The sequence below is a fragment of the Pinisolibacter aquiterrae genome, assembly GCF_019160155.1.
In the GTDB taxonomy this organism is placed as follows: domain Bacteria; phylum Pseudomonadota; class Alphaproteobacteria; order Rhizobiales; family Ancalomicrobiaceae; genus Pinisolibacter; species Pinisolibacter aquiterrae.
The window spans coordinates 53,721-77,971 of sequence record NZ_JAFNIH010000042.1 but is presented as its reverse complement, the minus strand read 5'-3'; the positions used below and the strand labels follow the sequence as shown (position 1 = coordinate 77,971).

The 24,251-nt window shown below is 70.8% G+C and carries 18 protein-coding genes; 11 read left to right on the top strand and 7 right to left on the bottom strand.

All coding sequences use genetic code 11. The features are described from left to right. Positions 1-201: 201 nt before the first annotated feature. From J3S89_RS18085 to J3S89_RS18065, 5 genes are all read left to right on the top strand, one after another. Entirely contained in the window at positions 202-1,419 is a 1,218-nt protein-coding gene (locus J3S89_RS18085; RefSeq protein ID WP_217929292.1) for an LL-diaminopimelate aminotransferase, read from the top strand. 95 nt (positions 1,420-1,514) lie between these two features. After that, positions 1,515-2,840, top strand: coding sequence for a homoserine dehydrogenase (locus tag J3S89_RS18080; protein ID WP_217929290.1), 1,326 nt, complete (start codon positions 1,515-1,517; stop codon positions 2,838-2,840). Between the two features lie 42 nt (positions 2,841-2,882). After that, positions 2,883-3,890: a class II fructose-bisphosphatase gene (glpX, locus tag J3S89_RS18075; protein WP_217929289.1), complete on the top strand. Its 1,008-nt coding sequence runs from the start codon at positions 2,883-2,885 to the stop codon at positions 3,888-3,890. 74 nt (positions 3,891-3,964) lie between these two features. Then, on the top strand, positions 3,965-5,788 hold the full coding sequence (gene recJ / locus J3S89_RS18070; protein ID WP_217929288.1) for a single-stranded-DNA-specific exonuclease RecJ: 1,824 nt from the start codon (positions 3,965-3,967) through the stop codon (positions 5,786-5,788). A gap of 101 nt (positions 5,789-5,889) precedes the next feature. After that, positions 5,890-6,051, top strand: coding sequence for a hypothetical protein (locus J3S89_RS18065; RefSeq protein WP_217929287.1), 162 nt, complete (start codon positions 5,890-5,892; stop codon positions 6,049-6,051). A gap of 111 nt (positions 6,052-6,162) precedes the next feature. On the opposite strand, the gene J3S89_RS18060 is transcribed toward J3S89_RS18065, so the two are convergent. Continuing rightward, on the bottom strand, positions 6,163-7,551 hold the full coding sequence (locus J3S89_RS18060) for an aspartate aminotransferase family protein (protein ID WP_217929286.1): 1,389 nt from the start codon (positions 7,549-7,551) through the stop codon (positions 6,163-6,165). Positions 7,552-7,922: 371 nt separating this feature from the next. Here J3S89_RS18060 and fliK point away from each other — a divergent pair, with 371 nt between their 5' ends. Genes fliK through J3S89_RS23670 form a run of 3 tightly spaced genes read left to right on the top strand, consistent with a single transcriptional unit; the run spans position 7,923 to position 11,467 of the window. Continuing rightward, positions 7,923-10,472, top strand: coding sequence for a flagellar hook-length control protein FliK (gene fliK, locus J3S89_RS18055; RefSeq protein WP_217929285.1), 2,550 nt, complete (start codon positions 7,923-7,925; stop codon positions 10,470-10,472). Positions 10,473-10,480: 8 nt separating this feature from the next. Further along, positions 10,481-10,750 carry an EscU/YscU/HrcU family type III secretion system export apparatus switch protein gene (locus J3S89_RS18050; protein ID WP_217929284.1) on the top strand — a complete coding sequence of 90 codons (270 nt, stop codon included), beginning with the start codon at positions 10,481-10,483 and terminating at the stop codon, positions 10,748-10,750. A 60-nt stretch (positions 10,751-10,810) separates the two neighbouring features. Then, positions 10,811-11,467, top strand: a complete 657-nt coding sequence (locus tag J3S89_RS23670) for an Lcl domain-containing protein (protein ID WP_217929283.1) — start codon at positions 10,811-10,813, stop codon at positions 11,465-11,467. Here the strand turns inward: J3S89_RS23670 and argE are convergent. Further along, entirely contained in the window at positions 11,374-12,528 is a 1,155-nt protein-coding gene (gene argE, locus J3S89_RS18040; protein ID WP_217929282.1) for an acetylornithine deacetylase, read from the bottom strand. The genes J3S89_RS23670 and argE overlap by 94 nt on opposite strands. A gap of 71 nt (positions 12,529-12,599) precedes the next feature. Between argE and J3S89_RS18035 the strand changes: the two genes are divergently transcribed. Further along, the gene (locus tag J3S89_RS18035) at positions 12,600-13,337 is read left to right on the top strand and encodes a hypothetical protein (protein ID WP_217929281.1); all 738 of its coding nucleotides are present in this window, start codon (positions 12,600-12,602) and stop codon (positions 13,335-13,337) included. 148 nt (positions 13,338-13,485) lie between these two features. Here J3S89_RS18035 and J3S89_RS18030 read toward each other — a convergent pair whose 3' ends face one another. Together J3S89_RS18030 and J3S89_RS18025 are read right to left on the bottom strand one after the other, a co-directional pair. Beyond that, a complete protein-coding gene (locus J3S89_RS18030; protein WP_230489227.1) occupies positions 13,486-15,900 on the bottom strand; it encodes a YfhO family protein in 2,415 nt (804 codons plus the stop codon). After that, entirely contained in the window at positions 15,887-16,927 is a 1,041-nt protein-coding gene (locus tag J3S89_RS18025; RefSeq protein ID WP_217929277.1) for a glycosyltransferase family 2 protein, read from the bottom strand. Before J3S89_RS18025 ends, J3S89_RS18030 begins: the two co-directional genes overlap by 14 nt. 156 nt (positions 16,928-17,083) lie before the next feature. Between J3S89_RS18025 and J3S89_RS18020 the strand changes: the two genes are divergently transcribed. After that, on the top strand, positions 17,084-17,938 hold the full coding sequence (locus J3S89_RS18020) for a ChbG/HpnK family deacetylase (protein WP_217929275.1): 855 nt from the start codon (positions 17,084-17,086) through the stop codon (positions 17,936-17,938). Here J3S89_RS18020 and J3S89_RS18015 read toward each other — a convergent pair whose 3' ends face one another. From J3S89_RS18015 to J3S89_RS18005, 3 genes are all read right to left on the bottom strand, one after another. Beyond that, the gene (locus tag J3S89_RS18015) at positions 17,939-19,249 is read right to left on the bottom strand and encodes a diguanylate cyclase domain-containing protein (protein WP_217929274.1); all 1,311 of its coding nucleotides are present in this window, start codon (positions 19,247-19,249) and stop codon (positions 17,939-17,941) included. An 83-nt stretch (positions 19,250-19,332) separates the two neighbouring features. Then, positions 19,333-21,039, bottom strand: coding sequence for an AMP-binding protein (locus J3S89_RS18010; protein WP_217929273.1), 1,707 nt, complete (start codon positions 21,037-21,039; stop codon positions 19,333-19,335). Continuing rightward, positions 21,036-22,943, bottom strand: a complete 1,908-nt coding sequence (locus J3S89_RS18005; RefSeq protein WP_238483868.1) for an extracellular solute-binding protein — start codon at positions 22,941-22,943, stop codon at positions 21,036-21,038. The genes J3S89_RS18010 and J3S89_RS18005 overlap by 4 nt, the downstream gene beginning before the upstream one ends. 358 nt (positions 22,944-23,301) lie before the next feature. Between J3S89_RS18005 and J3S89_RS18000 the strand changes: the two genes are divergently transcribed. Further along, positions 23,302-24,048, top strand: a complete 747-nt coding sequence (locus tag J3S89_RS18000) for an invasion associated locus B family protein (protein WP_217929272.1) — start codon at positions 23,302-23,304, stop codon at positions 24,046-24,048. Positions 24,049-24,251: the final 203 nt, after the last annotated feature.

Genomic DNA, 24,251 nt, shown 5'->3' with positions numbered 1-24,251 from the left:
GGTGTCAAGTCGAGAGACTTCTGCTAAAAGGCGATCCCCTCGCACGGCACGGAGCCGCGCGGGGCTGCGGCGAATCGCTGGTCGCCCGCGTCGATCGATCCTCGGATCGGGACGCGGGAGAGCGGCGTCCTCGTCCGCGACGACGTGACTTCGTCGTCCCCCTCGGGCTCGGGACGACGCCGACGAGAAGGTCAGGACCCCATGGACGAATTCCACAAGATCCGGCGGCTGCCGGTTTACGTCTTCGAACAGGTCAACCGACTCAAGGCGCAGGCTCGAGCCAACGGCGCGGACATCATCGATCTCGGCATGGGCAACCCCGATCTGCCGACGCCGCGCTTCATCGAGGAGAAGCTGATCGAGACGATCGGCAAGCCGCGCACCAACCGCTATTCGACCTCCAAGGGCATTCCCGGCCTGCGCCGGGCCCAGGCCTCCTATTACGAGCGCCGCTTCGGCGTGAAGCTCAATCCCGACACCCAGATCGTCGCGACGCTCGGGTCGAAGGAGGGCTTCGCCAACATGGCCCAGGCGATCACCGCCCCGGGCGACGTGGTGCTCTGCCCCAATCCGAGCTACCCGATCCATGCCTTCGGCTTTCTGATGGTCGGCGGCGTGATCCGCTCGATCCCGATAGAGCCGGGTCCGGAGTTCTTCCACGCGATGGAGCGGGCGGTCGCCCATTCGATCCCGAAGCCGATCGCGGTGATCCTGTGCTACCCGTCGAACCCGACGGCGGTCACGGCCGATCTCGACTTCTACAAGGACGTGGTCGCCTTCGCGAAGAAGCACGAGCTGTTCGTGCTCTCCGATCTCGCCTATTCGGAGATCTATTTCGACGACGTGCCGCCGCCCTCGGTGCTGCAGGTGCCGGGCGCGATGGACGTGGCGGTCGAGTTCACCTCGATGTCGAAGTCGTTCTCGATGCCGGGCTGGCGAATGGGCTTCGCGGTCGGCAACGAGCGGCTGATCGCCGCGCTCGCCCGGGTCAAGTCCTACCTCGACTACGGCGCCTACACGCCGATCCAGGTCGCGGCGAGCCACGCGCTGAATTCCGGCGACGCCTGCATCGCCGAGATCCGTGAGGTCTACAAGAAGCGGCGCGACGTGATGGTCGAGGCGTTCTCCCATTCCGGCTTCCCGATTCCGGCGCCGAAGGCGTCGATGTTCGCCTGGGCGCGGATCCCGGAGAAGTTCCGTCACCTCGGCTCGGTGGAATTCTCCAAGCTCCTGATCGAGAAGGCCGACGTGGCGGTGGCGCCGGGCATCGGCTTCGGCGAGCAGGGCGACGAATACGTGCGTCTGGCGCTGGTGGAGAACGAGCAGCGGCTGCGGCAGGCGGCGCGCAACATCCGGCGCTTCTTCGACACCGCCGACAAGACGCTCCACAACGTGATCCCGCTCTCCGCCAACGGCTGATCGCGCTCTCGTCTCGTCCGATCTCTCGCGGTTCGGGCGGGGCGCGCCGGGGTCCCCCCTCGCACCTCGCTCGCCGCCTTCGATGGAAGTTCCCCATGCAGTCCACCCTCCGTCTGGGCATCGCCGGTCTCGGCGTCGTCGGTGCCTCCGTCGTCCGTGTTCTCTTGAAACACGCGGACGATCTCTCTCAGCGCTGCGGTCGCAAGATCGTCGTGCGCGCGGTCTCGGCGCGCGATCGCACCAAGGACCGCGGCGTCGACCTCTCGAACGTCAACTGGTTCCAGGATCCGGTGAAGCTCGCCGAAAGCCCGGACATCGACGTCTTCGTCGAGCTGATGGGCGGCGCCGGCGGCGCGGCCGAGGCCTCGGTGCGGGCGGCGCTGGCGAACGGCAAGCACGTGGTGACCGCCAACAAGGCGCTGCTCGCCCGTCACGGCGTCGAACTCGCCCGTCTCGCCGAGCAGAAGGGCGTCAGCCTCAACTTCGAGGCGGCGGTGGCCGGCGGCATCCCGATCATCAAGACGCTGCGCGAGAGCCTCGCCGGCAACTCGGTCACCCGCGTCTTCGGCATCCTCAACGGCACCTGCAACTACATCCTCACCCGGATGCAGAACGAGCGTCTCTCCTTCGACGTCTGTCTGAAGGAGGCGCAGCGGCTCGGCTATGCCGAGGCCGATCCGACCTTCGACGTCGGCGGGTTCGACACCGCCCACAAGCTGGCGCTGCTGACCTCGCTCGCCTTCGGCAGCCAGATCGACGTCGACGCGATCCGGATCGAGGGGATCTCCGAGATCACCCTCGACGACATCGAGAAGGCCGACGAGCTCGGCTACAAGATCAAGCTGCTCGGCATCGCCGAGCGGGCGCCGGGCGGCGGCATCGAGCAGCGGGTCCATCCGACCATGGTGCCGAAGTCCTCGGCGATCGCCCGCATCGACGGCGTGCTCAACGCGGTCGCGGTGGAGGCGGATTTCGTCGGTCAGCTGATGCTGGTCGGCCCCGGCGCCGGTGGCGACGCGACCGCCTCGTCGGTCGTCTCCGACATCGCCGACATCGCCCGCGGCACCGCGCTCTCGACCATGGGCAAGCCGTCCGAGCACATGTCGCCCTATCTGAAGTCGAACGGCGCCGGCCACAGCGGCGGCTACTACGTGCGGCTGATGGTGCACGACCGGCCCGGCGCCTTCGCGGCGATCGCGGCGCGCATGGCCGAGCGCGAGATCTCGCTGGAATCGATCGTGCAGCGGGCCCGGCGCCCGTCGGCGGACGCGCCCGGCGAGGTCAGCCCGCACGAGCCGCAGCCGGTGATCATGCTCACCTATCAGACCACCGAGACGGCGATCCGCGCCGCCCTCGCGGAAGTGGAGAAGGATGGACACGTCGCGAGCGCGCCGCGTTTCATCCGCATAGAGACCTTCTGAAGAAGGCAGGGCCGCCGAAACGTGCGGCAGAGGAGGCGAACGATGTCGTCGGCTCGGGCGAGAGCCCCAAAGGTGGAAGAGGGCGCGGCCCTCGATCGTATCCTGACGCTCGAATTGGCGCGGACGACCGAACGCACGGCCGTCGCCGCCGCCCGCCTCAGGGGGCGGGGCGACGAGATGGCGGCCGATCGGGTCGCGGTCGACGCGATGCGTTCCGAGCTGAACCGCCTGCCGATCGACGGCACGGTGGTGATCGGCGAGGGCGAGCGCGACGAGGCGCCGATGCTGTGGATCGGCGAGAAGGTCGGCAGCGGCCGGGGGCCGGCGGTCGACATCGCCGTGGTGCCACTCGAGGGCACGACGATCTGCGCCAAGAACCTGCCGAATTCGATTTCGGTGGTGGCGATCGCCGAGGCCGGCAGCCTTCTGGTCGCGCCCGACGTCTACATGGACAAGATCGCCATCGGGCCGGGCTATCCGGCCGGGCTGGTCGGGCTCGACCGCTCGCCGGAGGACAATCTGAAGGCGCTGGCCGCGGCCAAGGGCGTGCCGATCGAGGAGATCACCGCCTGCATCCTCGACCGGCCGCGCCATGCCCGGCTGATCGAGGCGGTGCGCTCGACCGGCGCGTCGATCCGGCTGATCGGCGACGGCGACGTCACCGGGGTGATCCACACGACCGAGCCGGACGAGACCGGGATCGACATCTACCTCGGCCTCGGTGGCGCGCCGGAGGGCGTTCTGGCGGCGGCGGCGTTGCGCTGCATCGGCGGCCAGATGGAGGGGCGGCTGATGATCGACCGTCCCGACAAGATGGAGCGGGCGCGGGCCTTCGGCATCACCGATCCGCGCCGGGTCTACCGGCTCGAGGACATGGTGCGCGGCGACGTCCTGTTCGCGGCGACCGGCGTCACCGACGGCAATTTCCTGCAAGGGGTGAAGTTCGGCCGCAATCAGATCACCACCAACACGGTGGTGATGCGGTCGTCGACCGGAACGGTGCGCTGGATCCGGGCGCGACACACTCATCTCGACAAGTTCGAGGGGTGACCGGCGCGTCGGGCCTCGTACCATGACGGACGGGAGGCCCGGTGCCGCCCGATTCGAAACGACGAGGAGACGACATGCGCCCGACCGGGTTCGCCGAAGAGACCGAGGACCGCGCGGTGCTCGGGGTGACGTCGTCGGCGTCGGGGCGGGTGTGGCGCGATCGGCTCGACGCGGCCGGCGCGACCCGGGCGCTGGGGCTCGCCCAACGGCTGGATCTGCCGGACATCGTCGCTCGCGTGCTCGCCGCGCGCGGCGTCGACGCGGACGAGGCGGCCGGCTTCCTCGATCCGACCATCAAGGCCCTGATGCCCGATCCGTCGGTCGTCACCGCCATGGACGTCGGCGTCGCGCGGCTCGCCGACGCGGTGGTGAACCGCGAGCCGATCGCCCTCTTCGCCGACTACGACGTCGACGGGGCGACCTCGGCGGCGCTGATGCGGCGTCATCTGGTGCGGCTCGGCGCCGATCCGATCGTCTATATTCCGGACCGGCTGATCGAGGGCTACGGGCCCAATCCGGAAGCGATCGAGGGCCTGCGCGCGCGCGGCGCGTCGCTCCTCGTCACGCTCGACTGCGGTTCGACCAGTCACGAGGCGCTGGCGCACGCCCGCCGGCTCGGGCTCGACACGGTGGTGATCGATCATCACGGCTGCGGTCTCGAGCTGCCGCCGGCGGTGGCGGTGATCAACCCCAACCGCCACGACGACCTCTCCGGCCTCGGTCACCTCTGCGCCTGCGGCGTGGCCTTCGTGACGCTGGTGGCGCTCAATCGGGAACTGCGCCGGCGTGGATTTTTCCTAGGCGGCAAAGAACCCGATCTCCTGGCGATGCTCGACCTCGTCGCGCTGGGCACGGTCGCCGACGTGGTGCCGCTCACCGGGCTCAACCGGGCCTTCGTGGTCAAGGGGCTGCAGGTGGCGCGGCGGCGCGGCAATGCCGGGCTCGCGGCACTGGCGGCGGTGGCGCGCGTCTCCGGGCCGATGTCGCCCTATCACCTCGGCTTCCTGATCGGTCCGCGCATCAATGCCGGCGGGCGGATCGGCGACGCCGGGCTCGGTTCGCGCCTCCTCGCCACCGATGATCCGGTCGAGGCGGAGAAGATCGCCGCCGAACTCGACCGGCTCAACAAGGAGCGGCAGGTGATGGAGGCGGCGATGGTCGAGGAGGCCGACGCCCAGGTCGTCGCCCGCTTCGGCACCGATCCCGGCCCGATCGTGGTGACCGCCTCGCCCGATTGGCACCCCGGCGTGGTCGGTCTGATCGCCTCGAGGCTGAAGGAGCGGTGGCATCGGTCGGCCCTGGCGGTCGCCTTCGATCGCGGGCCGCTCGGCACCGGATCCGGCCGATCGGTCCCCGGCGTCGACCTCGGCGCGGCGGTGCGGGCGGCGGTGGAGGCGGGGCTCATCCCCAAGGGCGGCGGGCACGCGATGGCGGCAGGCCTGACGGTCGCCGAGGACCGGCTCGACGCGGTGCGCGACTTCCTCGCCGAGCGTCTGGCGGAGGGCGTGGGGGCGGCCACGGCGCGGCGCGAGTTGGCGATCGACGGGGCGATGACCGCGACCGGGGCGACCGTGTCGCTGGTGGAGACGCTGGAGCGGGCCGGGCCCTACGGCTCCGGTCAGCCCGAACCGCTCTTCGCCTTTCCGGCTCATCGCGTCGCCTTCGCCGACGAGGTCGGCCAGGGTCACGTGCGCCTCTCGCTCGCCTCCGGAGACGGCACGACGTTGAAGGCGATCGCCTTCCGGGCCGCGTCCGAGCCGATCGGGCGCACCATCCTCGAGGCGAGGGGGCGCTCGCTGCACGTGGTGGGTGCGCTGGGGCTGGACCATTGGCAAGGTGATGCAAGAGTGCAACTGCGTGTCGTCGATGTCGCCGAACCGAGGATCGGGGGCTTGTGACGCCGTGGAAATTCCCTTTTTTGGGGCCAACGATTCACGCTTCGGTAATGTGAAGGATTCGATGCTTCGTGCGCGTAGTTTCGAGTCATTCGGGGGATTGCATGTCTGTCATCGGGGATAGCGCCACCATCGTCGGGGGCTCGCAGGGAGAAGTGACCGTGCGGGTGTCGCGTCGCGATCGTCGTCTGGTTCGGGCCGCTCTGGCCATCATCGCGGTTCTCGCGGTCACCGACGCGGTTCTCTATCTGAGCCAGCTGATCTGAGATCGGCGCTTCGGCGCCCTGGTCCCGCCATCGACGCCGCCGGTTTCCGGCGGCGTTTTCGTCGCCCGCTTCCCGGGGGACGATTCCTCGGGTGACGCGGATCTCTCACGCTCAGGCGACGACTTCGCCGAGGATCGCGTCGACGGCGTCGACGAGACGATCGACGTCCGCCCGCGTGGTCGTGGGCGCGATCAACATCATGTTGTGGAAGGGCGTGATCACGACGCCGCGCCGGATGAGCGCGAGCCTCAGCGCGCCCTCGATCTCGGCGTCCCCGATCAGGGCCGCCTCGCCGCCGTTCGCCGGCCGCGTCGGCGACAGCATGAATTCGACCCGGGCGCCGACCGACGTCACCACCCAGGGCAGGCGGCGGCGGGCGACGACGGCCTCGAGCGCGGCGGCGAGCCGGTCGGCGAGCGCGATCATGTGCGCGTAGGCCGCGTCGGTCATCACCTCGGTCAGGTTGGCGCGCATGGCGGCGATGGCGAGGGCGTTGGCGGTGAGCGTCGTGCCCATGCCGGAATAGCCGGGAGTGGCCTCGCGCGCGGCGGTCATCGCCTTCGCGACCGCCTCGGTGAAGCCCCAGACGGCGGCGGGCAGACCGCCGGCGATCGGCTTTCCCAAGACGAAGAAATCGGGCTCGAGGCCATGCAGGCGGGTATAGCCGCCGGGGCCGGACGAGATCGTGTGGGTCTCGTCGTGGGCGAGAAGCGTTCCCGCCGCGCGGGTGAGCCGGCGCAGGCCCTCGAGGAAGCCGGGGGCGGGCTGGACCATGCCGATGTTGGTCATCACCGGCTCGGTCAGGACGAGCGCCACGGTGCCGTCGGCGAGCGCGGCCTCGACCGCCGCGAGATCGTTGAAGGGGACGACGCGGGTGTGCTCGCGCAGATCCCAGACCTGGCCCATCAGGCCGGGCCGGAGGATCGGCGCGCCGTCCTTCAGGCGGACGTGGGTGTCGTCGACCGCGCCGTGATAGGCGCCGTCGAAGATCAGGATGTTCGGCCGCCCGGTCGCGGCGCGGGCCCAGCGGATCACCGAGCGGTTGGCGTCCGAGGCGGTCATGGTGATCTGCCAGAACGGCAGGCCGAAGCGGGCGGCGAGGAGGCGGCCGACCTCGGGCACCAGGGCGGAGGGCATCATCGCGGTCATGCCGCGCTTCGCCTGCGCCTCGATCGCGGCGACGACCGGCGCGGGGGCGTGGCCGAACATCGAGCCGGTGTCGCCGAGGCAGAAGTCGACATGGGTGTGACCGTCGACGTCGATCAGGGTCGAGCCGTGCGCCTCGGCCACGAAGAGCGGGAAGGGCAGGCCCCAATCGGTCATCCAGTGGAGCGGTACGCCGTCGTGCCAATGGGCGCGCGCCTCTTCCGCCAGCGCGGCGGAGCGGGGTCGCTCGGCGGCATAGGCGGCGCGCTCGCGGGTGATCAGCCGGGAGAGCCGGCCGACGTCGATCCCGTGGCGGGCGGGAGCGGTGGCGACGGGCGGTGGCGACAGGGTCATGGAGTGTCCTCGGCGATCGATCGGCGAACTGTGCGATCGCTCGAGGAGGAAGGCAAGACGGGGGCGCTCGCGGCATGCCGGGCGGGGAGGGGCGCCACCTTCAACGCAGCATCAGCGCGGCGCCGGTGAGGGCGGCGAGGCAGACGAGCAGCGTGGCGTCGAAGCCGCCGAGCGCGGGGAGGCGGCCGAGGAGGCGAGCGAACACGGACATGGAGTGATCCGAGGAGGAGCCGCGCGAGATTGCGCCGGTCATCATCGCCACGGCGTCGATGACGGTGTCGTGACGGCGCGGCGATCTTCCACGCCCCGCCGTTTTGCGTCTCGGTCGTGTCCGGCGTAGCATCACGGGACGCCGCTCGAGGAGACGTCCCATGGTGGTGGAGTCCCCCCTGACGATCGCCCCGCCGAAGGCCGTTCCGGCGACCGGGTTCGATCTGACCACGCTGACGGCGGGCCGCATCGTCGAGGCCCGCGTCACCGCGCTCGCCGGGCAGATGGCGACGCTGGCGAGCCGTCACGGGCCGCTCGAGGTCGACCTCGGCACGGCGCGGGCGGCGGTCGGCGACGTGCTGCGTTTCGAGGTGCGCTCGATCGCCGGCGAGGACGGTCAGACCACGCTGCAACTGGCGCTGTCGTCGGGAAGCGGCGAGGCGAAGACGGCCGCCGCCCAGACCACGGCCGTGGCCGATCCGGTCCAGCAGGCGCTCGGCCGGGCGGTCGCCAAGGCGGTGGTGAACCAGAGTGGGCTCGCGCCGCTCTACGCGACGCTCGCCGGGCTCGCCTCGGCGCCGGCCGGCGACGTTCCCGAGCCGATCCGCGCCCTGATCGGCCAATTGATGGGCGCGCGCCTCGCCGCCTCCGGCCCGCCGACGGCCAGGACGGTGGCGACGGCCTTCCGCGCCTCGGGCCTCTTTTCCGAATCACAGGCCGCGACGCCCGACGGCGAGACCGGCACCACGGATCTGAAGGCGACGTTGGCGAGCCTGCGCGGCGCGCTGACCCAATGGGTCGGCCCGGCGCGGCCGGGCGTCGCCGCGCCGGCCGGGAGAGGAGCCGCCCCGGCGGCGAACGTCACCGGGAGCGCGGCGGGCGCCTCGACGGATGCGGCGCCGGAGAGCGGTGCCGGGCCGTCGAGCGCCAGCGGATTGGCGGTTCGCGCCGCCTATGGCGCGGCGGGGAGCGCGGGGCGTGCCTCGCCGATGGAGCCGGGAACCGAGAGCGGGGCCGCGCGTCTCGCCGCCTTCGCCTATGGCGGCGCGGCGCTCTCGCGGGCGCCCGGTGCCGCGAGCGGCGGGGCCGTGACGTCCGGGGCCGTGACGGCCGGGGCAGTGGCGTCCGGGGCGACGGCGGTCGGGACCATGACGGCCGGGGCCGATGCCTCCGTCGTGGCGACGAGGGCGGGGCCGAGCGGGAGCGAAGCGTCGTCGTCGTCCCCGTCCGTCGTCGCCGCGACGGGCACGGGGGCGGTCCCCACGGCGCCGCCGGCCGATCGCGCTTCTTCGACCAGTGGCGCGGCGACGGCGGGATCCCCCGCGCCCGCCCCGGCCACGACCGCGCCGTCGGGTGCTTCCGCGGCGCCTGCGGCGGCGGCACCGGCCGTCGGGGGGGCCTCTCCCGCTTCGGGAGCGGCGTCGACCGCCGCGTCGGCCGAAGCGCGAACGGTGGACGTTCCGACACGGGCGGCGGCGACACCGGCCGCGACCACGGTCACCGCGACACCGGCGGCGGCGACACCGGCGACGGTCATCGCCCCCGCGAGCACGGCAGCAGCGACGGCCACCGCGAGCGCGACGCCGACGACGGTGGCGACGGGCGTGCCGTCCGCCGCTCCGGCGCCGAGCGCGGCCGGGGCCGTTTCCCCATCCGCTCCGGCCGGCGCCGAGGGGGGGCCCGCGACGTCGCCGTCGGCTCGGGAGGCGGCTTCCGGCGCCGGTCCCGCCGGGCCCGGCGCCTCGTCCGCGACCTCTTCGGCCGGTGCGGTCGACCGGCCCGGCGCGGCGGTCGCCGGGCGTCCGGCTTCCTCCGACGTGACGTCCGCCGACGGTCGCGGACCCGCGACCGCGTCCGTCACGATCGGCTCGGCACCTCCGGCCTCGGCCATCGCGACCCCGGCCGGGCCGACGGATCCCGCGACGGTGGTGACGCGCGGCCCCGTGCCGGGCGCCGTGCCTCAAGGGCCGGCCGCGAGCGCGCCGGGAACGGTGGTGCCGCCGCCGCTCGGGCGCGGCGAGGCAGGGCTTCTTTCTGGCGCCGGGCTCGATCCGGCGCTCGCCGCCGAGACGGGCGAGGCGATGATCGTCGCCGGGCGCACCGCCGCCGCGCGCGAGCGGGGGGCGAAGCCGCCGCCGCCGCGCAAGGGGCAGGCGCCGGTGGCGCAGGCGGCGGCGCCGACGGAGACCGCGTCGAGCGACGGTGTCGAGGGCCTCGGGCGGCGGGCGCTGGAGCGCACCGAGGGGGCGTTGCAGCGCATCCTGCTCGAGCAATACGTCGCGCTCGACACCCATGGCGACGAGCTCGCCGCCGGGGCCGCGCGGGGCAATCGCGAGTGGGCGGCGGAACTGCCGATGGCGACGCCGAACGGCACCTCGATCGTGCAGATGACGGTGGAACGCGACGGCGGCGGGGCGGGCGAGCGCGAGGGCGCGACGGCCGGCTGGCGGGTGCGCTTCGCGCTCGACGTCGAGCCGATCGGGCCGGTCCATGCGCAGATCGGCCTTTCCGGGGATCATCTCTCGGTCGGGCTGTGGATCGAGCGGCCGGAGATGGCGGCGCGTCTCGCCGAGGAGGTCGGGCAACTGACGGCGGCGCTGGCCGATTCGGCGATGACGGTCGAGCCGGTGCGGGTGCAGGTCGGCGCGCCGCCGGTGGGCCGCGCCGAGGCGGGGTCGCCGTCCGGCCATTTCATCGACGTCAGTCTCTAGGGGATGCGATGAGCGACGAGGGCGCGGAGAAGAAGGTGGCGGTCGCCCTCAAATGGGAGGGGGTGGGCGTGCCCACCGTCGTCGCCAAGGGCGAGGGACAGGTCGCCGAGACGATCGTCGCGACGGCGCGCGAGGCCGGGGTCGCGGTGGAGGAGAACCCGCTGCTCGCCAAGGCGCTGTCGGCGGTCGAACTCGATCGCCAGATCCCCGAACCGCTGTTCAAGGCGGTCGCCGAGGTGATCTCCTTCGTGTTGCGGGCCTCCGGCAAGATGAGGTGAGCGCGGCCGCGCAATCGCCTCGAGCGTCGTCTCGGATGGCGCGGCAACGGAGACCCGCCCATGCCGCGTCGATCGATCCTCCTCGGCCTCGCCCTGGCGCCGCTCCTCGCGGCCTCGGCCGGGGCCGCCTGTCGCACGCTCGACGGAGCCCCGCGTTTCGAAATCGAGCAAGGGGTCACCTTCGATCGCGCGAGCGGGCTCGAGTGGCGGCGCTGCGCGCTCGGGGCGTCTTCGAGGCGGGGCGGTGCGTCGGCGAGCCGCTCTACGCCGGGCTCGACCGGGCCGAGGCGGAGGCGGCACGGCTCCGGCGAGGGCTGGCGTCTGCCGGACGTCAAGGAGCTCTGGGAGCTTCTCGACGAGGGATGCGGCGAGCCGCCGATCGACCGGGCGGTCTTTCCCGATCTCGAGGGCGGGCCGGAGGGCGAGGGCGCGGCCTGGACGACCACCCCGATGGGGATGGCGGATCTGGTATTTCGTCGACCTCGGTCGCGGCCTCGCCGACGGGCACAGCCGGTCCCATTCGCTCACGGCACGCGTCGTGCGGCCGCGCGTGGCGCGGTGAGCGGCGGCACCGTCCGCCGCTCCGCTTCGTCCTTCGAGGCGAAAACTCCCTCGCTCGGCAATCAGCCGCGGCAATGGTCGATCAGGCGATCGACGAAACGGCCGCATTTCTCGAGTTCCGACTTCTCGATGAACTCGTCGGGGATATGGGCCTGACCGATCGAGCCGGGGCCGACGACGACGGTCGGCATGCGCCCCATGGTCACGAACAGACCGGCCTCGGTGCCGTAGGCGACCTTGGTGTGGTCGTTGCGGCCGGCGAGGCGCTTGGCGAGGACGGTCGCGTCGGCCTCGGGGGGCGTGTCGAAGCCGGGGAAGCCGTTGGCGAGGCGGATGTCGATGCCGGTCTCGGGATGGCGGGCCTTCATCCAGGGCTCGATCTTCTCGCGGACGTGGGCGCGCAGGCGGTCCTCGAAGGGCTGATGATCGACGCCGGCGAGCATGCGGAATTCGAACTCGAAGGTGCAGTGCTCGGGCACGATGTTGAGCGCGGTGCCGCCGCGAATGGTGCCGACGTGGGAGGTCGAGAAGGGCACGTCGTAGAGCGGATCGCGCGGGCCCACCGCCTCGAAGTCGCGGCCGATGGCGCGGATCTCGGCGATCACCTCGGCCGCCGCCTCGATGGCGTTGACGCCGGAGGGGGCGAGCGAGGAATGGCAGGCGTGGCCGTGAACCTCGACGACATAGGACCATTTGGCCTTGTGGGCGACGACCACCGCCATGCTGGTCGGTTCGCCGACGAAGGCGGCGAGCGGGGTCACCGGCGCGAGCTCGTCGATGCGGGCGAGCGCGTTGCGCACGCCGATGCAGCCGACTTCCTCGTCGTGGCTGAGGCAGAGGTGGATCGGCTGCTTCAGCGGCTTTTCCACCATCGCCGGCAGGCGCGACAGGCAGACGGCGGCGAAACCCTTCATGTCCGAGGTGCCGCGTCCGTAGAGGCGCGAGCCGACCTCGGTCAGGGTGAAGGGATCGGTCGCCCAGACCTGATCGTCGACGGGGACGACGTCGGTGTGGCCGGAGAGCACGTAGCCGGCGACGTCCTTGGGGCCGATCGTCGCCCACAGGCACGCCTTGGTCCCGGTCGGGTCATAGACCCGCTCGTAGGTGACGTCGAACTGGTCGAGATAGGCCTCGACCCATTCGATCAGCGGCAAGTTGGAGTTGCGGCTGGTCGTGTCGAAAGCGACGAGGCGGGCGAGGATCTCGGTTGCGGACATGATCTATGCTCGTGATAGTTTCGAAAGGTCGTGAGGAGTCTCGATGCGATTCATACACGAGGTTCGGCCCGATGTCGTATCCGCGCGAAAGTGTGCAGAAGTCTCTCTTGCGTCACCTGAAGGATGCCTGGCTCGTTCTGGTCGTCGGCTTTTTCGCCATGTCGGTCTGCTACGAGTATTTTTATGGCATAGCCATTTCTTCTCCGGTGTTCTTGTATTTCTCGAGTGCGGATTTCATCAAGGAAATGATGTTGTGGCTGCCATCTTATGTGGTGATGGTGGCATCATTTCCCGTCTTCGTCACATATTTCTGTATGAATTACGTGAAGGTGCAGCGCGTCACACGGATGTTTCTATTGATATCCTATGTCGTCCTGATCGGTGCTGCCGTGTATTATCTTCGTGATTTTTTGAGTTATTTTGGACTCGTGAAAGTCGACAGAATCATCGAAACGATACGGTATGACTACATCTATATGTCGATCATAATATTCTCTTCGATTCTTCTGAGCATTCATATCGTCTGGATCGATGTCGGAGTCGCGGATGCGGCCGAACGGTTCGACGTTCAGCTCGTATTCTTGTTTCTGATGCTGTTTTCGATTTGCCTCTACGGTTATGTCGACGGTCGCAGAGACGCCCGGAAGGTCGCGCCCATCACCGACATCGATCTCGGCGAGAAGAGAATGATCCACTCGGTCGTCTTTCGAATCATCGAGCGAGGCGTCATTTTTCACGACAAGGGGGCCGGGAAGATCGTCTTCGCGCCGTGGGACGGCATCAAGAAGATCGAACGGCACGGGCCTTGATCGGAGGGCCGATCGGCACTGCCTCACGGGTCTTCATCCTGATGGACGGAATCGACGGGTTCCGACGGCGCGAGCCGGCGGTCGGAGCGGACCTCCGGCGCGCGGCGACGCTTCGCGCCGGGGTCGATCTCGCCGCACGGGCCTTCGTTCACTCCGCCAATGTGCGGACGAGACCGGGGAAGTCCTTCCAGGCGCCGACGAAGGGGTGGAAGCTGAAGCGCAGGCGATGGCGGCCTTCGGGCACCTTCACCGCGCGAAACAAGAGGTTCGCGCGCTTCAGATCGGCCGGCTTGCCGTCGATCTCGACCCGCCACCAACGATGCCAGGCATCGTTCAGGACCAGCCAGCCGGCGCGGTCCATGGTGGCGTCGATCACCACCTCGGAATTGAGGTAGGAGACGATCTCGGCGCGGCCGGGCGGGGTCTCGGCAGGGGCGGCGGCGTCGAGCCGGCCTTCGACGGCGCCGTCGCCCTCGGCGGCGAGCAGGACCTCGCGACGCGGGTCGAAGCCGTCCGGCCAACGGCCCTCGGCGAGGATCTCGTCGAAGGCGACGAGGCGGGCGCGATCGACGAGGAGCACGCGCGGCAGCGCGCGCGGGTTCTCGTAGATCCAGGTCTCCGGGCGGCCGGGGGCCGGGTAGATCCCGGGGATCGCGTCGAAATGGGCGACCTCGACGAGGCGGCCGGGCTTCAGGGCGTGATCGATCTTCTCGATCGGCAGCGACGAGGCGATCCAGCGCAGGCCCAGCATGTCGTCGAGGACCGAATCGTAGCTCGGGTTCAGCGCCGAGAAGGTCTTCTGCTCGGGGATGGCGATGTGGTCGATGGCGCCGGTCGCCCGGGCATAGTCGGCCATGCGCAACGGGTTGTAGCCGAGCGTGTGCTCGAGCTCGTGGAGCATGCCGAGGTTCGGCCAATGGAAGCCGATGCCGACCAGTTCGACCCGGTCGCGCCGGGCGCCGCGATCGTTCTCCTCGACCTTCTTCTTCAGGAAACCGACCACGGGATCCTTGGTGTTGGTGGCGAGGGCGTCGAAGGTCGCGCTCGGATAGGCGGTCGATTCGTTGGGGGCGTTGTTCCAGGCGAGATCGATCGTGGTGAAGAGCGCGAGCAGGCCGACCGCGATGGCGCCGCCCCGGCCCGATCCGTCGCGGACGAAGGCACGGGCGGCGAGCAGCACGAGCCCGGCGAGGCCGGCGAAGGCGAGGCTCGTCGCCAGCGGCTTCCAGACCAGCGCGAGACGGTCGGCGTGGAGGCCGAAGACGACCGGCAGCACCGCGAAGACCGTGACCAGGATCGCCGCCTGGATCGCCTTGACGCCGAGCGGGGACGGGCCGGGACGCGGCTCGGTGAGGAGCCGGTGGGTCAACCAGCCGCCGAGCACGGCGATCGAGAAGCCGATCATGAAGGTGGCGTCGGCGGGGCGGCGATAGAGATCGACGCCGGGCATCAGGTCGTAGAAGACGCGGAAGGCGGGGGTGTACCAGCCGATCGTGTAGAGCACGAAGAAGACGGCGGCGATCGTCTGCCAGCCGATCTCCTTGGCGAAGAGCCGGCCGCGGCCGATACCGGCGACGAGGATGGTCAGGATCGGGATCGCGCCCGCATAGACCGCGCCCATGTTCTGGGCGAGATAGACGTCGGTGTAGCCGAAGGCGGGGCTCGGCGGGCCCCAATAGTCGACCGCCTGATCGCCCTGGCCGAAGAGGTCGGCGATCACGGTCGAGATCAGCGCCTCGGGGGGGAGCGAGCCCTTGCCGGCGCCGATGAAGTCGATCTCCGGCCGATTGGAATGTTCGGCGAGGAGGAGCGTCATGGTCACCGGCACGGCGACGACCAGGAGGCCGCCGACGATCACCGCGAGGCCGGGCAGAATGGTCGCGCCGAGATGGCGGACCGGCTTCTCGTGGGTGAAGATCTCCCACAGCACGTGGCCGGTCAGGTAGTAGAGCGAGAGCAGCGCGATCTGGTCGCGGCCGAGCGCCAGGAGGCCGGCGGCGATGCCGGTCCACAGGCCCCACCAGATCGAGCGGCGGTCGACCATCCGCTGGACGCAGAAGAGCACCACCGGCAGGAGCGCGAAGCTCATCACCTGTCCGGTGTGCTGCAGGCGCCACGCGGCCGAGCCGCCGAAGGCGAAGGCGAGGGCGGCGATCACACCGCCGCCGGCGTGCCAGCCGCGATCGCGGAACCACAGCGCCAGCGCCAGACCGCCGAGGGCGAGCTGGACGAAGACGGCGGCGTCCATCGCCTGGGCGGAGGGATCGGGATCGATCAGCGCCAGAACGAAGAAGACCGGCACGAAGATCAGCGACTGCGGATCGGAGATCTGCGGCCAGCCGGTGAAGATCCAGGGGTTCCAGGTGATGCCGCGCCCCTCGTGCAGCGAATGGGCGAGGAAGCCCAGTTGGGCGCGGAAATGAGCCTCCGCGTCCCAGGGCACGGTGAGGCCGCCGAAGAGCCACGGCCGCGTCAGCCACAGCCAGGCGAGGGCGAGCACGATGAGGACGACCGCGAGCGCCGGTTCTCCGGCGCGGCGGGCGCGGGCGTCAGCGTCCGTCACGGTTCGCCTCCGGCGCTGCGGCGCCATGGTTGGGCGGCAGGATCGAGACGGGGCGGTCGAAGCCGATCGCCTCGCGCACGAAATAGAGCGGGCGGCGCTTCACCTCGGAGAAGACGTGGCCGAGATATTCGCCGATGATGCCGAGGCCGACCAGCTGAATGCCCGAGAAGAACAGGATCGCCACCATCAGCGACGGGAAGCCGGGCGTGTCGGCGCCGAAGATCAGGGTCTTCAGGATGACGAAGAGGCCATAGGCCAGCGCCGACAACGAGACGAAGGTGCCGATCACCGCCCAGATCTTCAAGGGCAGGGTGCCGAAGGAGGTGATCGCGGCGATCGCCAGACGCAGGAGCTTGAAGAAGCCCCATTGCGAGGTGCCGGTCTGACGCTCCTCCATGGTCACGGGGATGGTGGTGGTGCGGAAGCCGGCCCAGGCGAAGAGGCCGCGATTGAAGCGGTTGCGTTCGGGCATGGCGAGGAAGGCGTCGACCACCTTGCGGTCGAAGGCGCCGAAGTCGCCGGTCTCGCGGTCGACGCGGATCTCGCTCATGTAGTCGAAGGCCTTGTAGAAGGCGGTCGAGAAGGCGTTGCGCAGCGGCGAGCCGCGATCGAGGTCGACGCGCCGGGCATAGACCGCGTCGTAATGACCGCACTGCCATTCGGCGAGCAGCTGCGGGATCGCCTCGGGCGGATGCTGGAGGTCGCTGTCCATCACCACGACGACGTCGCCGGAGGTGCGGGCGAGGCCGGCGGTGACGGCGATCTCCTTGCCGAAGTTGCGGGAGAAGGTGACGATCTTGAGGTTCGGCACCGTGGCGCGGGCCACCTTGAGGCGCTCGAACGTGTCGTCGCGCGAGCCGTCGTCGACCGTGACGATCTCGAAGGGCACTCCCAGCCCCTGCAGCACCGGCACGAGGCGGGCGAACAGGCGGTCCAATCCGTCGCGCTCGTTGTGCATGGGAAGGACGACGCTGACCATCGATGCTCGCAGGGTGTCCTGCGTCGAGGTCTCCGGAGCGGTCGTCATGGCGTGGGTCCTTTCAGGAAGGGTAGGGGTCGTGTATCCAATACGCGAGCGCATCGCGGGAAGACTTCGCCGGGATTCGACGAAGCGTCAATGGCGAAGCGGCGCGTCGCTTCGGGATGATGAAGAGGCCGGTCGGGACGGCCGTCGGAGATCGGGATGAGCAGGGATCGCGCCATCGTCTTGTGCGCCGACGACTTCGGCCTGTCGCGGGGGATCGACGACGGCATTCTGGCGCTGGCGGCGCGCGGGCGCCTCACCGCGACCGGCTGCATGGTGGCGGGGCCGGCCTTCGCGGCGGACGCGGGCGCAGTGACGGCGTTGGCCGATCGGATCGACATCGGTCTGCACTTCGCTCTGACGGATCTGGCGCCGCTCGGCCCGATCCCCTCGCTCGACGCGGAGGGCCGGGCCGCCTCGCTCGGCCGCGTGTTGTCGCGGTCGCTGACGGGGCGGATCGACTACGAGGAGATCGCGGCGGAGATCGGGCGACAGCTCGATCGTTTCAGGGCGGTGATCGGCCGGGATCCCGACTTCATCGACGGTCATCAGCACGTCCACGTCCTGCCCGGGGTGCGCCGCGCCTTGTTCTCGCTCTACGATCGCGGCGTGCTCGACGGGCGGCGGACGTGGCTGCGCGATTGCCGCGAGGCGCCGGCGACGATCTGGGCGCGCGGGGTGGAGGCGCCGAAGACGCTCTTCATCGCGGCGCTGGCGGCCGGGTTCGGCCGGGCGGCGCGGGCGCGCGGGATCACCGTCAACGCCGGGTTCGGCGGCATCACCGCCTTCGATCCCGCCCGTTTCGCCGCGACCTTCCCGCATTTCCTCGAACGCCTCGGGACGCGACCCCTGGTGATGTGTCACCCCGCCGATCCGGCGGCGGCGGCCGATCCGAGCGACCCGATCGATCGGGCGCGGCGGGCGGAATATGCGCATCTGGCGAGCGAGGCCTTCGAGCGAGATCTCGCCGCCGCCGGGGTGCGGCTGGCGCGGATGGGCGAGATCGCCGCCTGATCAGCCGAAGGCGCGGGCGAGGAGGGCGGTCTCGTCCTCGACGCCGTCGAATTCGACCACGCCGACGTCGATCGTCACCCACATCGGGCCGGTGGCGCCGGGCAGCGAGAAGGCGGTGGTCTCGAGGATGCCGGCGATGCGGTGGGCGACCGGGCGGGCGCTCTCGGTATCGGTGTCGGGCAGGAGCAGGGCGAGGCGATCGCCGCCGGCGCGCGCCGCGAGATCCTCGCCGCGGATCAGCCGCGCAATCAGCCGGCCGACCTGGGCGAGCAGCCGATCGCCGGCGGCCCACCCCCATTCGGCGTTGATCTCGGCCAGTTCGGCGATGCGGAAGCCGATCACCGCGAGCGGCGCGTCGCCGGCGCGGGCATCGTCGATCAGGGCGCCGAGATGTTCCATCAGGAAGGCGCGGCGGTAGAGGCCGGTGACGGAATCGAGCGTCTCGTCGTGGCGGGTGTCGCCATAGGCGGCCTTGAGGGCGAGGCGCAGGCGATGTTCGGTCATCGCCTGTTCGACCCGCTCGGCGAAGAGGGCCTCGCCCTCCTCGGCGAAGACGAGATCGGTCGCGCCGGCGTCGCGGGTCGCCTCGATCAGGCGCGGATCGGCCTCGCCGGTCAGCACCACGGCGGGGAGCGCGTGGGTGTCCGGGTTGCGGCGCAGGATCTCGAGAAAGTCGATCGCGTCCTCGAGCGGCAGATTGACCACCACGGCGTCGAAGGGGCGGCGTTCCAGATAGTCGACGGCGGTGTCGATGGTGAAGGCGCCGATCAGGGTCGAGCGTTTGGCGAGCGCGCGTTCGATGGTGAAGTAGCGGATGCCGGCGCCGACCACGAGGACGTGGGCGTCGAGGAGGCTCGCGCCGGTGTCGGGCTCGGCGCGCGACAGGCCGAAGCGGGCGGCGGTCTCGAGCCGGCGCCGCATCTCGGCGCGCATGGTGGCGAGGCGGGCGAGCGAGCCGAGCCGGGCGGAGACGTGGCCGACCGACCAGGGCGCCCGCAACACGTCGGCGATCCCGGCGGGGCGGGCATCGGGACGGAGGGTCTCGTCGACGGCGACCACCGGAGGCCGGCGCGGCCCGCGCTCGGCCGCCATGCGCAGGGCGGCGTCGAGATAGCGGTCGCGGTCGTCGTCGCCCTCGGTGCCGGCGAAGTTCAAGACCACCACGTCGGGATGGACGGCGTCGTGCTCGAGCGAACGGGCGAGCGGAAGGGCGCGCACGTCCCAGCCGTCGGCGCGGATCCCCTCCCACAGACGGCGGGTCTCGGCGCGCGGCGTTTCTTCGATGACGAGGACGCGTCCACGATAGGACATGACGGCAGGATCTCCCGAACGGGGAATCCTACCGCCGGCGCCGTTAACGCCGGCTTGACGGGACCCGTCTCGGTCGGCGGCCCTCAGCCGCGCGCCATCAGATGTTGCGCCATGCCGGCCCGCAGCACCCGGCCGGAGGGGCCGCGCGCGATCGCCGGCACGGTGAAGACCCGGGTCGGGATCTCGGCGAGGCCGACACGGGTGGCGGCGACGGCCTCGCGGAAGCTCGCCTCGTCGATGCGGTGGCCGGCGGAGGGCACCACGGCGGCGGCGATGGCGGGGCCGGTGTCGCCGCCGTCGACTAGGATCGCGGCGGCGTCGGCGATGCCGTCGATCGAGCGATAGAGGCCGTCGAGGACGCCGAGGTCGTAGAGCGCCTGGCCGATGCGCACCGAATCGTCGACGCGGCCGGCGAGTTCGAAGGTCGGCGGCTGGGCGGAGACGATGCGCGCGCCGATGCCGGAGGCCATCCAGCCCTCGGGGTCGCGCGGGCGGTGCTTTCGCTCCTGCGCGGTGGTCGGCCAGTTGAAATGCGGCACCATGGCGCCGCGCAGCTGGATCTCGCCGGCGAGCGGGCGGCCGGCGATCATCTGGCCGGCGCGCTGGGGGACCGCCTTGAGGCGGGTCTCGAGCAGGATCGGCGCGGTCGCGGCGTCGGCCGGCGCGCCGCAGGACCCGACCGGCAGCGGACGGGCGACGACCGGATCGAGCCGGCGGCGCGCCACCAGACCGTAGGCGCCGAGCGGCACCACGTCGACGATCGCGACTCCCTTGGGCATCGGGCGATCGTGCGGCTCGTCGTCTGCGATCGCCAGCAGCGTCGTCTCGAGACGGCGGGCGGCGAGGCGGTCGGCGAGACGGGCGGCGAAGCGCACGGGGATCGCCACATGGGTGGCGCCGGTGCGCTCGGCCTCGGCGGCGAGGGCGTCGGTGGCGCGCGGCAGGCCGATCACCAGGGTCGCGCCGGCGATCAGCCAGGGCACCAGGGCGACGCCGGTGCCGACGGCGCCGGACAGCGCGAAGGGGGTGAGCAGCACCGAATCGGCGCCGATCCCCGCCTCGAGCAGGGTCATCAGGCCGGTCGCGACCCAATGATTGTGCGAGCGCGGCAGCGGCAGATCGCGCGCGCCCTCGCCGGTCGCGGCGGCGCCGGCGGGATCCTCCGGCAGGGTGGCGATCTCGACGGTGAGGGCGTGGTCGGCCGGATTGCCCTTGCGGGCGACCTCGGGCGCGGCGCCGAGCGAGGCGGCCTCCTCGAACACCAGCCTGAGGTCGACCAGTCCGTCGGGAAGATCTCCCCCGGCGCCGAAGACGAAGCGGATCTGGAAGAGATCGGCGGCGACGTCGCGCAGGCGCTCGCCGTGGGTCTCGGTCTCGGTGCGGGCGACGGTGACGATCGCGCGGGCGCCGAGACGCCGGCAATGTTCGGTGACTTCGGCCTCGCGGGCGCCGAGCGGCAGCGGCGCGACGATCAGGCCGGCGCGCGAGCAGGCGAGGAAGGTCACGACCGCGTCGACGGTCGGCGGCATCTGGAAGGCGACGACGGTGTCGGTCTGGAGGCCGACCGCGGCGAAGAAGGCGGCGAGCGCCTCGATCCGGGTGTTGAGATCCTTCCAGGTGAGGGTTTCGCCCGCGCCGCCGGTCCACTCGGGGCGATCGGCGAAGTCGATCAGCGCCGGGTGGTCGGGGCGCGTCTCGGCGTTGCGCGCGGCGATCTGGTCGAGGGTGACGCGACCCCAGGCGCCGGTCGCGGCATGAGCGCGGGATTCGTCCTCGCGTGCGACGATCATGGGGTCCCCCCCTCCTTCTTCTCGTCCGGCCGGACCCACCATGCGGGCAACGTCCAACCGGATCCGGGAGTGTTGGCCGGATGTTCGATTCGCGTCCAGTGGGCGAGCCACTGTCCGGGCAGATGATAGAGCGGAACGACGTAGAATCCCGCCATCAGAACGCGATCGAGCAGGCGCGCGGCGGCGACGAGGTCGTCGCGGCTGCGCGCGCCGATCAGCGCGGTGATGGCGGCGTCGGCGACCGGGTTCTTCACGCCGGGCAGATTGAACGAGCCCTCCTGATCGGCTGCGCCGGTACTCCAGCGGTGGATCTGCTCGTTGCCGGGCGAGGCGGAGGCCGCCCACACCCACAGGGTCACGTCGAAATCGAAGGTTCTGCGGCGCGATTCGTATTGAGCGGCGTCGACGGTGCGGATCCGGGCGTCGATGCCGAGGGCGGCGAGGGTGCGTTGCCAGCCCATGGCGAGGCGTTCCTGCTCGCGGGTCTGGGTCAGGATCTCGAAGGAGAAGGGCGCGCCCGTCTGCGAGACGAGGCGGGCGCCGTCGAGCCGCCAGCCGGCGGCCTTCAGGAGCTCGAAGGCGGCCTTCAGCGCGGCGCGGTCGCGGCCGGAGCCGTCGGTCGTCGGCATCCGCCAGGAGCCGTCGAGGAAGGCGGGCGCGATCGCCCCGGGGAAGGGGGCGAGGAGGGCGCGCTCTCGGTCGTCGGCCGGACGGGCGTAGGCGGAGAGTTCCGACCCGTCGAAATAGCCGTGCTGACGCTCGTAGAGACCCCAGAACAGGTTGCGGTTGGCCCATTCGAAGTCGAACAGACGGGCCAGCGCCTCGCGGACGCGGACGTCGGCGAAGAGCGGGCGGCGGGTGTTGAGGGCGAAGCCGGTCATGCCGCGCGGCACGTCGAGCGGGATCGTCTCCTTGACCACCAGACCCTCGCGGGCGGCGGGGAAATCATAGGCCGTCGACCAGCGGCCGGGGTCGCTCTCCGACGTCAGGTCGACGAGGCCCTTCTTGAAGGACTCGATCATCGAATTGCGGTCGCGGTAGTAGTCCCAGCGCAACTCGTCGGCATTGTAGAGGCCGCGCCGCACCGGCCGGTCCTTGGCCCAATAGTCGGGATCGCGGGTGAGCACGAGGCGGGCGCCGGGCTCCACGGTGGTGACGCGATAGGGGCCGGAGCCGATCGGCGGGTCGATCCGGGTCGCCTCGAAGTCGCGATCCTTCCAATCGTGCGCCGGCAGGATCGGCATCAGGCCGAGGATCAGCGGCAGCTCGCGGTTCTCCGCCGACTTCAGGCGAAAACGGACGGTGCGGTCGTCGACCTTCTCCACGCCTTCGACGTCGCGATAATTGGCGCGCATGTAGGGCAGGCCCTTCTCGCGCAGGGTCTCGAAGGAGAAGACCACGTCCTCGGGCGTGACGGGCGTGCGATCGGAGAAGCGGGCGGCGGGGTCGAGCCGGAAAGTGACGGTGGAGAGATCGTCGGCGACGTCGATCGTCTCGGCGAGGAGGCCGTAGAGGGTGAAGGGCTCGTCGAGGCCGCGATCCATCAGGCTCTCGAAGACGTTCGAGCCCTCGGCGCCGCCGCGCAGGCCCGCCGCCGGATTGCCGCGGAAGACGAAGGGATTGAGCTGGTCGAAGGAACCGACGACGCCGAGGGTGATGCGCCCGCCCTTGGGCGCGGCCGGATCGGCCCAGGGGACGTGATCCCAGCCGGGCGTCAGACGCGGGGCGCCGTGCATGGCGATGGCCGGGCGCGGCTCGGCGGCGGCGGGGACGATCGAGGCGAGGCCGCCGCCGAGCGCCACGGCGAGCGCGAGGCCGAGCGGCAGGGCCCGGCCGAGGCGGCGGCCGAGGTCGCGCGCCGCCGCCACGACGGCACGGCCGATGATCGAGCCGCGTATCGGCATCCGTCGTCGCAACGATCGGGTCTCCTGTCGTCCGTGTCGGGGCGAATCTCGGGTGCGATGCTAGCACGGGACGGCGCCGGGGCGATCGCCGCTCCCCGAGGCGGTTGCGCGTGTCCCGGCGGAAAGACCGAAGCGAGGCTGGAAATCCCGGCGGCGAGAGGCTATGGATCGATGCCGCGCGGACGATCATGGTTTCGCCCAGATCGGACGGCAAAGCGCGGTTCGAACCTTCGGTCGTCGTGATCGCGGTCACGGGCGATTCGAGGCGATGTCGGAATTTCGTCGCGGACTTCCGTCTGGGGACACGGGATGCCTGTCTCGGATCGACGACGCGGTCTACTTCGAGGATGTGGTTTTCATGGCTGACAGCTCCCTTCGCCCGATGCTTCCGACGATCGAGAGCGGTCTCGGCCGCACGCTCCTCGCCGCCGTCGCGGCGCTCGCCTTCGTCGCCGCGCCGGTGATCGCCCAGGCGCAGACGCCGGCTCCGACCCCGCCGGCCAAGGCCGCGCCGAAGCCCGCCGCCGCCGCCAAGCCGGCCCCGGCCAAGGAAGAGGCCGCCGCCGAGGATCCGCTGCCCTGGGTCAAGATCTGCTCCAAGGACGCGGACAAGAAGAACGTCTGTCTGGTCGCCAAGGAAGTGCGCTCGGCCGAGGGCCAGCTCGTCGCCTCGGTCGCACTGCGCGACATCGAGGGCGACGCCAAGAAGGTGCTGCTGATCGCCGTGCCGCCGGTGGTGCTGATCCAGCCGGGCATGCGCGTCCAGGTCGACAAGGGCAAGCAGCAGGAGGCGAAGTACACGATCTGCTTCCCCAACGCCTGCTACGCCGAAATGGAGATGTCGGACGCGACCGTCGCCGAGATGAAGAAGGGCAAGGCGCTGATCGTCACCTCGCTCAACATTCAGCAGAAGCCGATGTCGTTCCCGTTCCTGCTGTCGACCTTCAAGACGGCGGCGGAAGGCCCGGGCATCGATCCCAACGCCGGCCAGCAGAGCCAGGAGCAGCTTCAGCAGGAACTGCAGAAGCGCGCCGAGGAAGCCGCCAAGAAGCTCGGCGGCGAGGCTCCGGCGCCCGCGCCCGCCCCGGCGGCGCCCAAGCCCTGATCGGCTCCGCCCGAGGGCGGATTCCTCGCCTGCGACGATCGGACGCGCGCACGAGTGATCGGCGCGCGTTTTTCGTGGCCGAGCCGCCTCTCGAAAGTTCGACGCGACGGCTACCTTTCTCGGAGTTAACTTGAGCGGCCTGCGGGCCGGGCGCATGGCTCGGGGCGTCGCCGGAGGAATGTCGGCGACGAACGTACCGCTCG

What these genes read in the sequence shown, in the direction of transcription:
- recJ (WP_217929288.1), top strand. Translation starts at nt 3,965, where the DNA reads ATGCGCCCGACCGGGTTCGCCGAAGAGACCGAGGACCGCGCGGTGCTC.
- J3S89_RS18060 (WP_217929286.1), bottom strand. Translation starts at nt 7,551, where the DNA reads ATGACCCTGTCGCCACCGCCCGTCGCCACCGCTCCCGCCCGCCACGGG.
- J3S89_RS18050 (WP_217929284.1), top strand. Translation starts at nt 10,481, where the DNA reads ATGAGCGACGAGGGCGCGGAGAAGAAGGTGGCGGTCGCCCTCAAATGG.
- J3S89_RS18020 (WP_217929275.1), top strand. Translation starts at nt 17,084, where the DNA reads ATGAGCAGGGATCGCGCCATCGTCTTGTGCGCCGACGACTTCGGCCTG.
- J3S89_RS18000 (WP_217929272.1), top strand. Translation starts at nt 23,302, where the DNA reads ATGGCTGACAGCTCCCTTCGCCCGATGCTTCCGACGATCGAGAGCGGT.
- glpX (WP_217929289.1), top strand. Translation starts at nt 2,883, where the DNA reads ATGTCGTCGGCTCGGGCGAGAGCCCCAAAGGTGGAAGAGGGCGCGGCC.
- J3S89_RS18035 (WP_217929281.1), top strand. Translation starts at nt 12,600, where the DNA reads ATGTCGTATCCGCGCGAAAGTGTGCAGAAGTCTCTCTTGCGTCACCTG.
- J3S89_RS18065 (WP_217929287.1), top strand. Translation starts at nt 5,890, where the DNA reads ATGTCTGTCATCGGGGATAGCGCCACCATCGTCGGGGGCTCGCAGGGA.
- J3S89_RS18085 (WP_217929292.1), top strand. Translation starts at nt 202, where the DNA reads ATGGACGAATTCCACAAGATCCGGCGGCTGCCGGTTTACGTCTTCGAA.
- J3S89_RS18005 (WP_238483868.1), bottom strand. Translation starts at nt 22,943, where the DNA reads ATGCCGATACGCGGCTCGATCATCGGCCGTGCCGTCGTGGCGGCGGCG.
- fliK (WP_217929285.1), top strand. Translation starts at nt 7,923, where the DNA reads ATGGTGGTGGAGTCCCCCCTGACGATCGCCCCGCCGAAGGCCGTTCCG.
- J3S89_RS18080 (WP_217929290.1), top strand. Translation starts at nt 1,515, where the DNA reads ATGCAGTCCACCCTCCGTCTGGGCATCGCCGGTCTCGGCGTCGTCGGT.
- J3S89_RS18010 (WP_217929273.1), bottom strand. Translation starts at nt 21,039, where the DNA reads ATGATCGTCGCACGCGAGGACGAATCCCGCGCTCATGCCGCGACCGGC.
- J3S89_RS18025 (WP_217929277.1), bottom strand. Translation starts at nt 16,927, where the DNA reads ATGACGACCGCTCCGGAGACCTCGACGCAGGACACCCTGCGAGCATCG.
- J3S89_RS18015 (WP_217929274.1), bottom strand. Translation starts at nt 19,249, where the DNA reads ATGTCCTATCGTGGACGCGTCCTCGTCATCGAAGAAACGCCGCGCGCC.
- J3S89_RS23670 (WP_217929283.1), top strand. Translation starts at nt 10,811, where the DNA reads ATGCCGCGTCGATCGATCCTCCTCGGCCTCGCCCTGGCGCCGCTCCTC.
- argE (WP_217929282.1), bottom strand. Translation starts at nt 12,528, where the DNA reads ATGTCCGCAACCGAGATCCTCGCCCGCCTCGTCGCTTTCGACACGACC.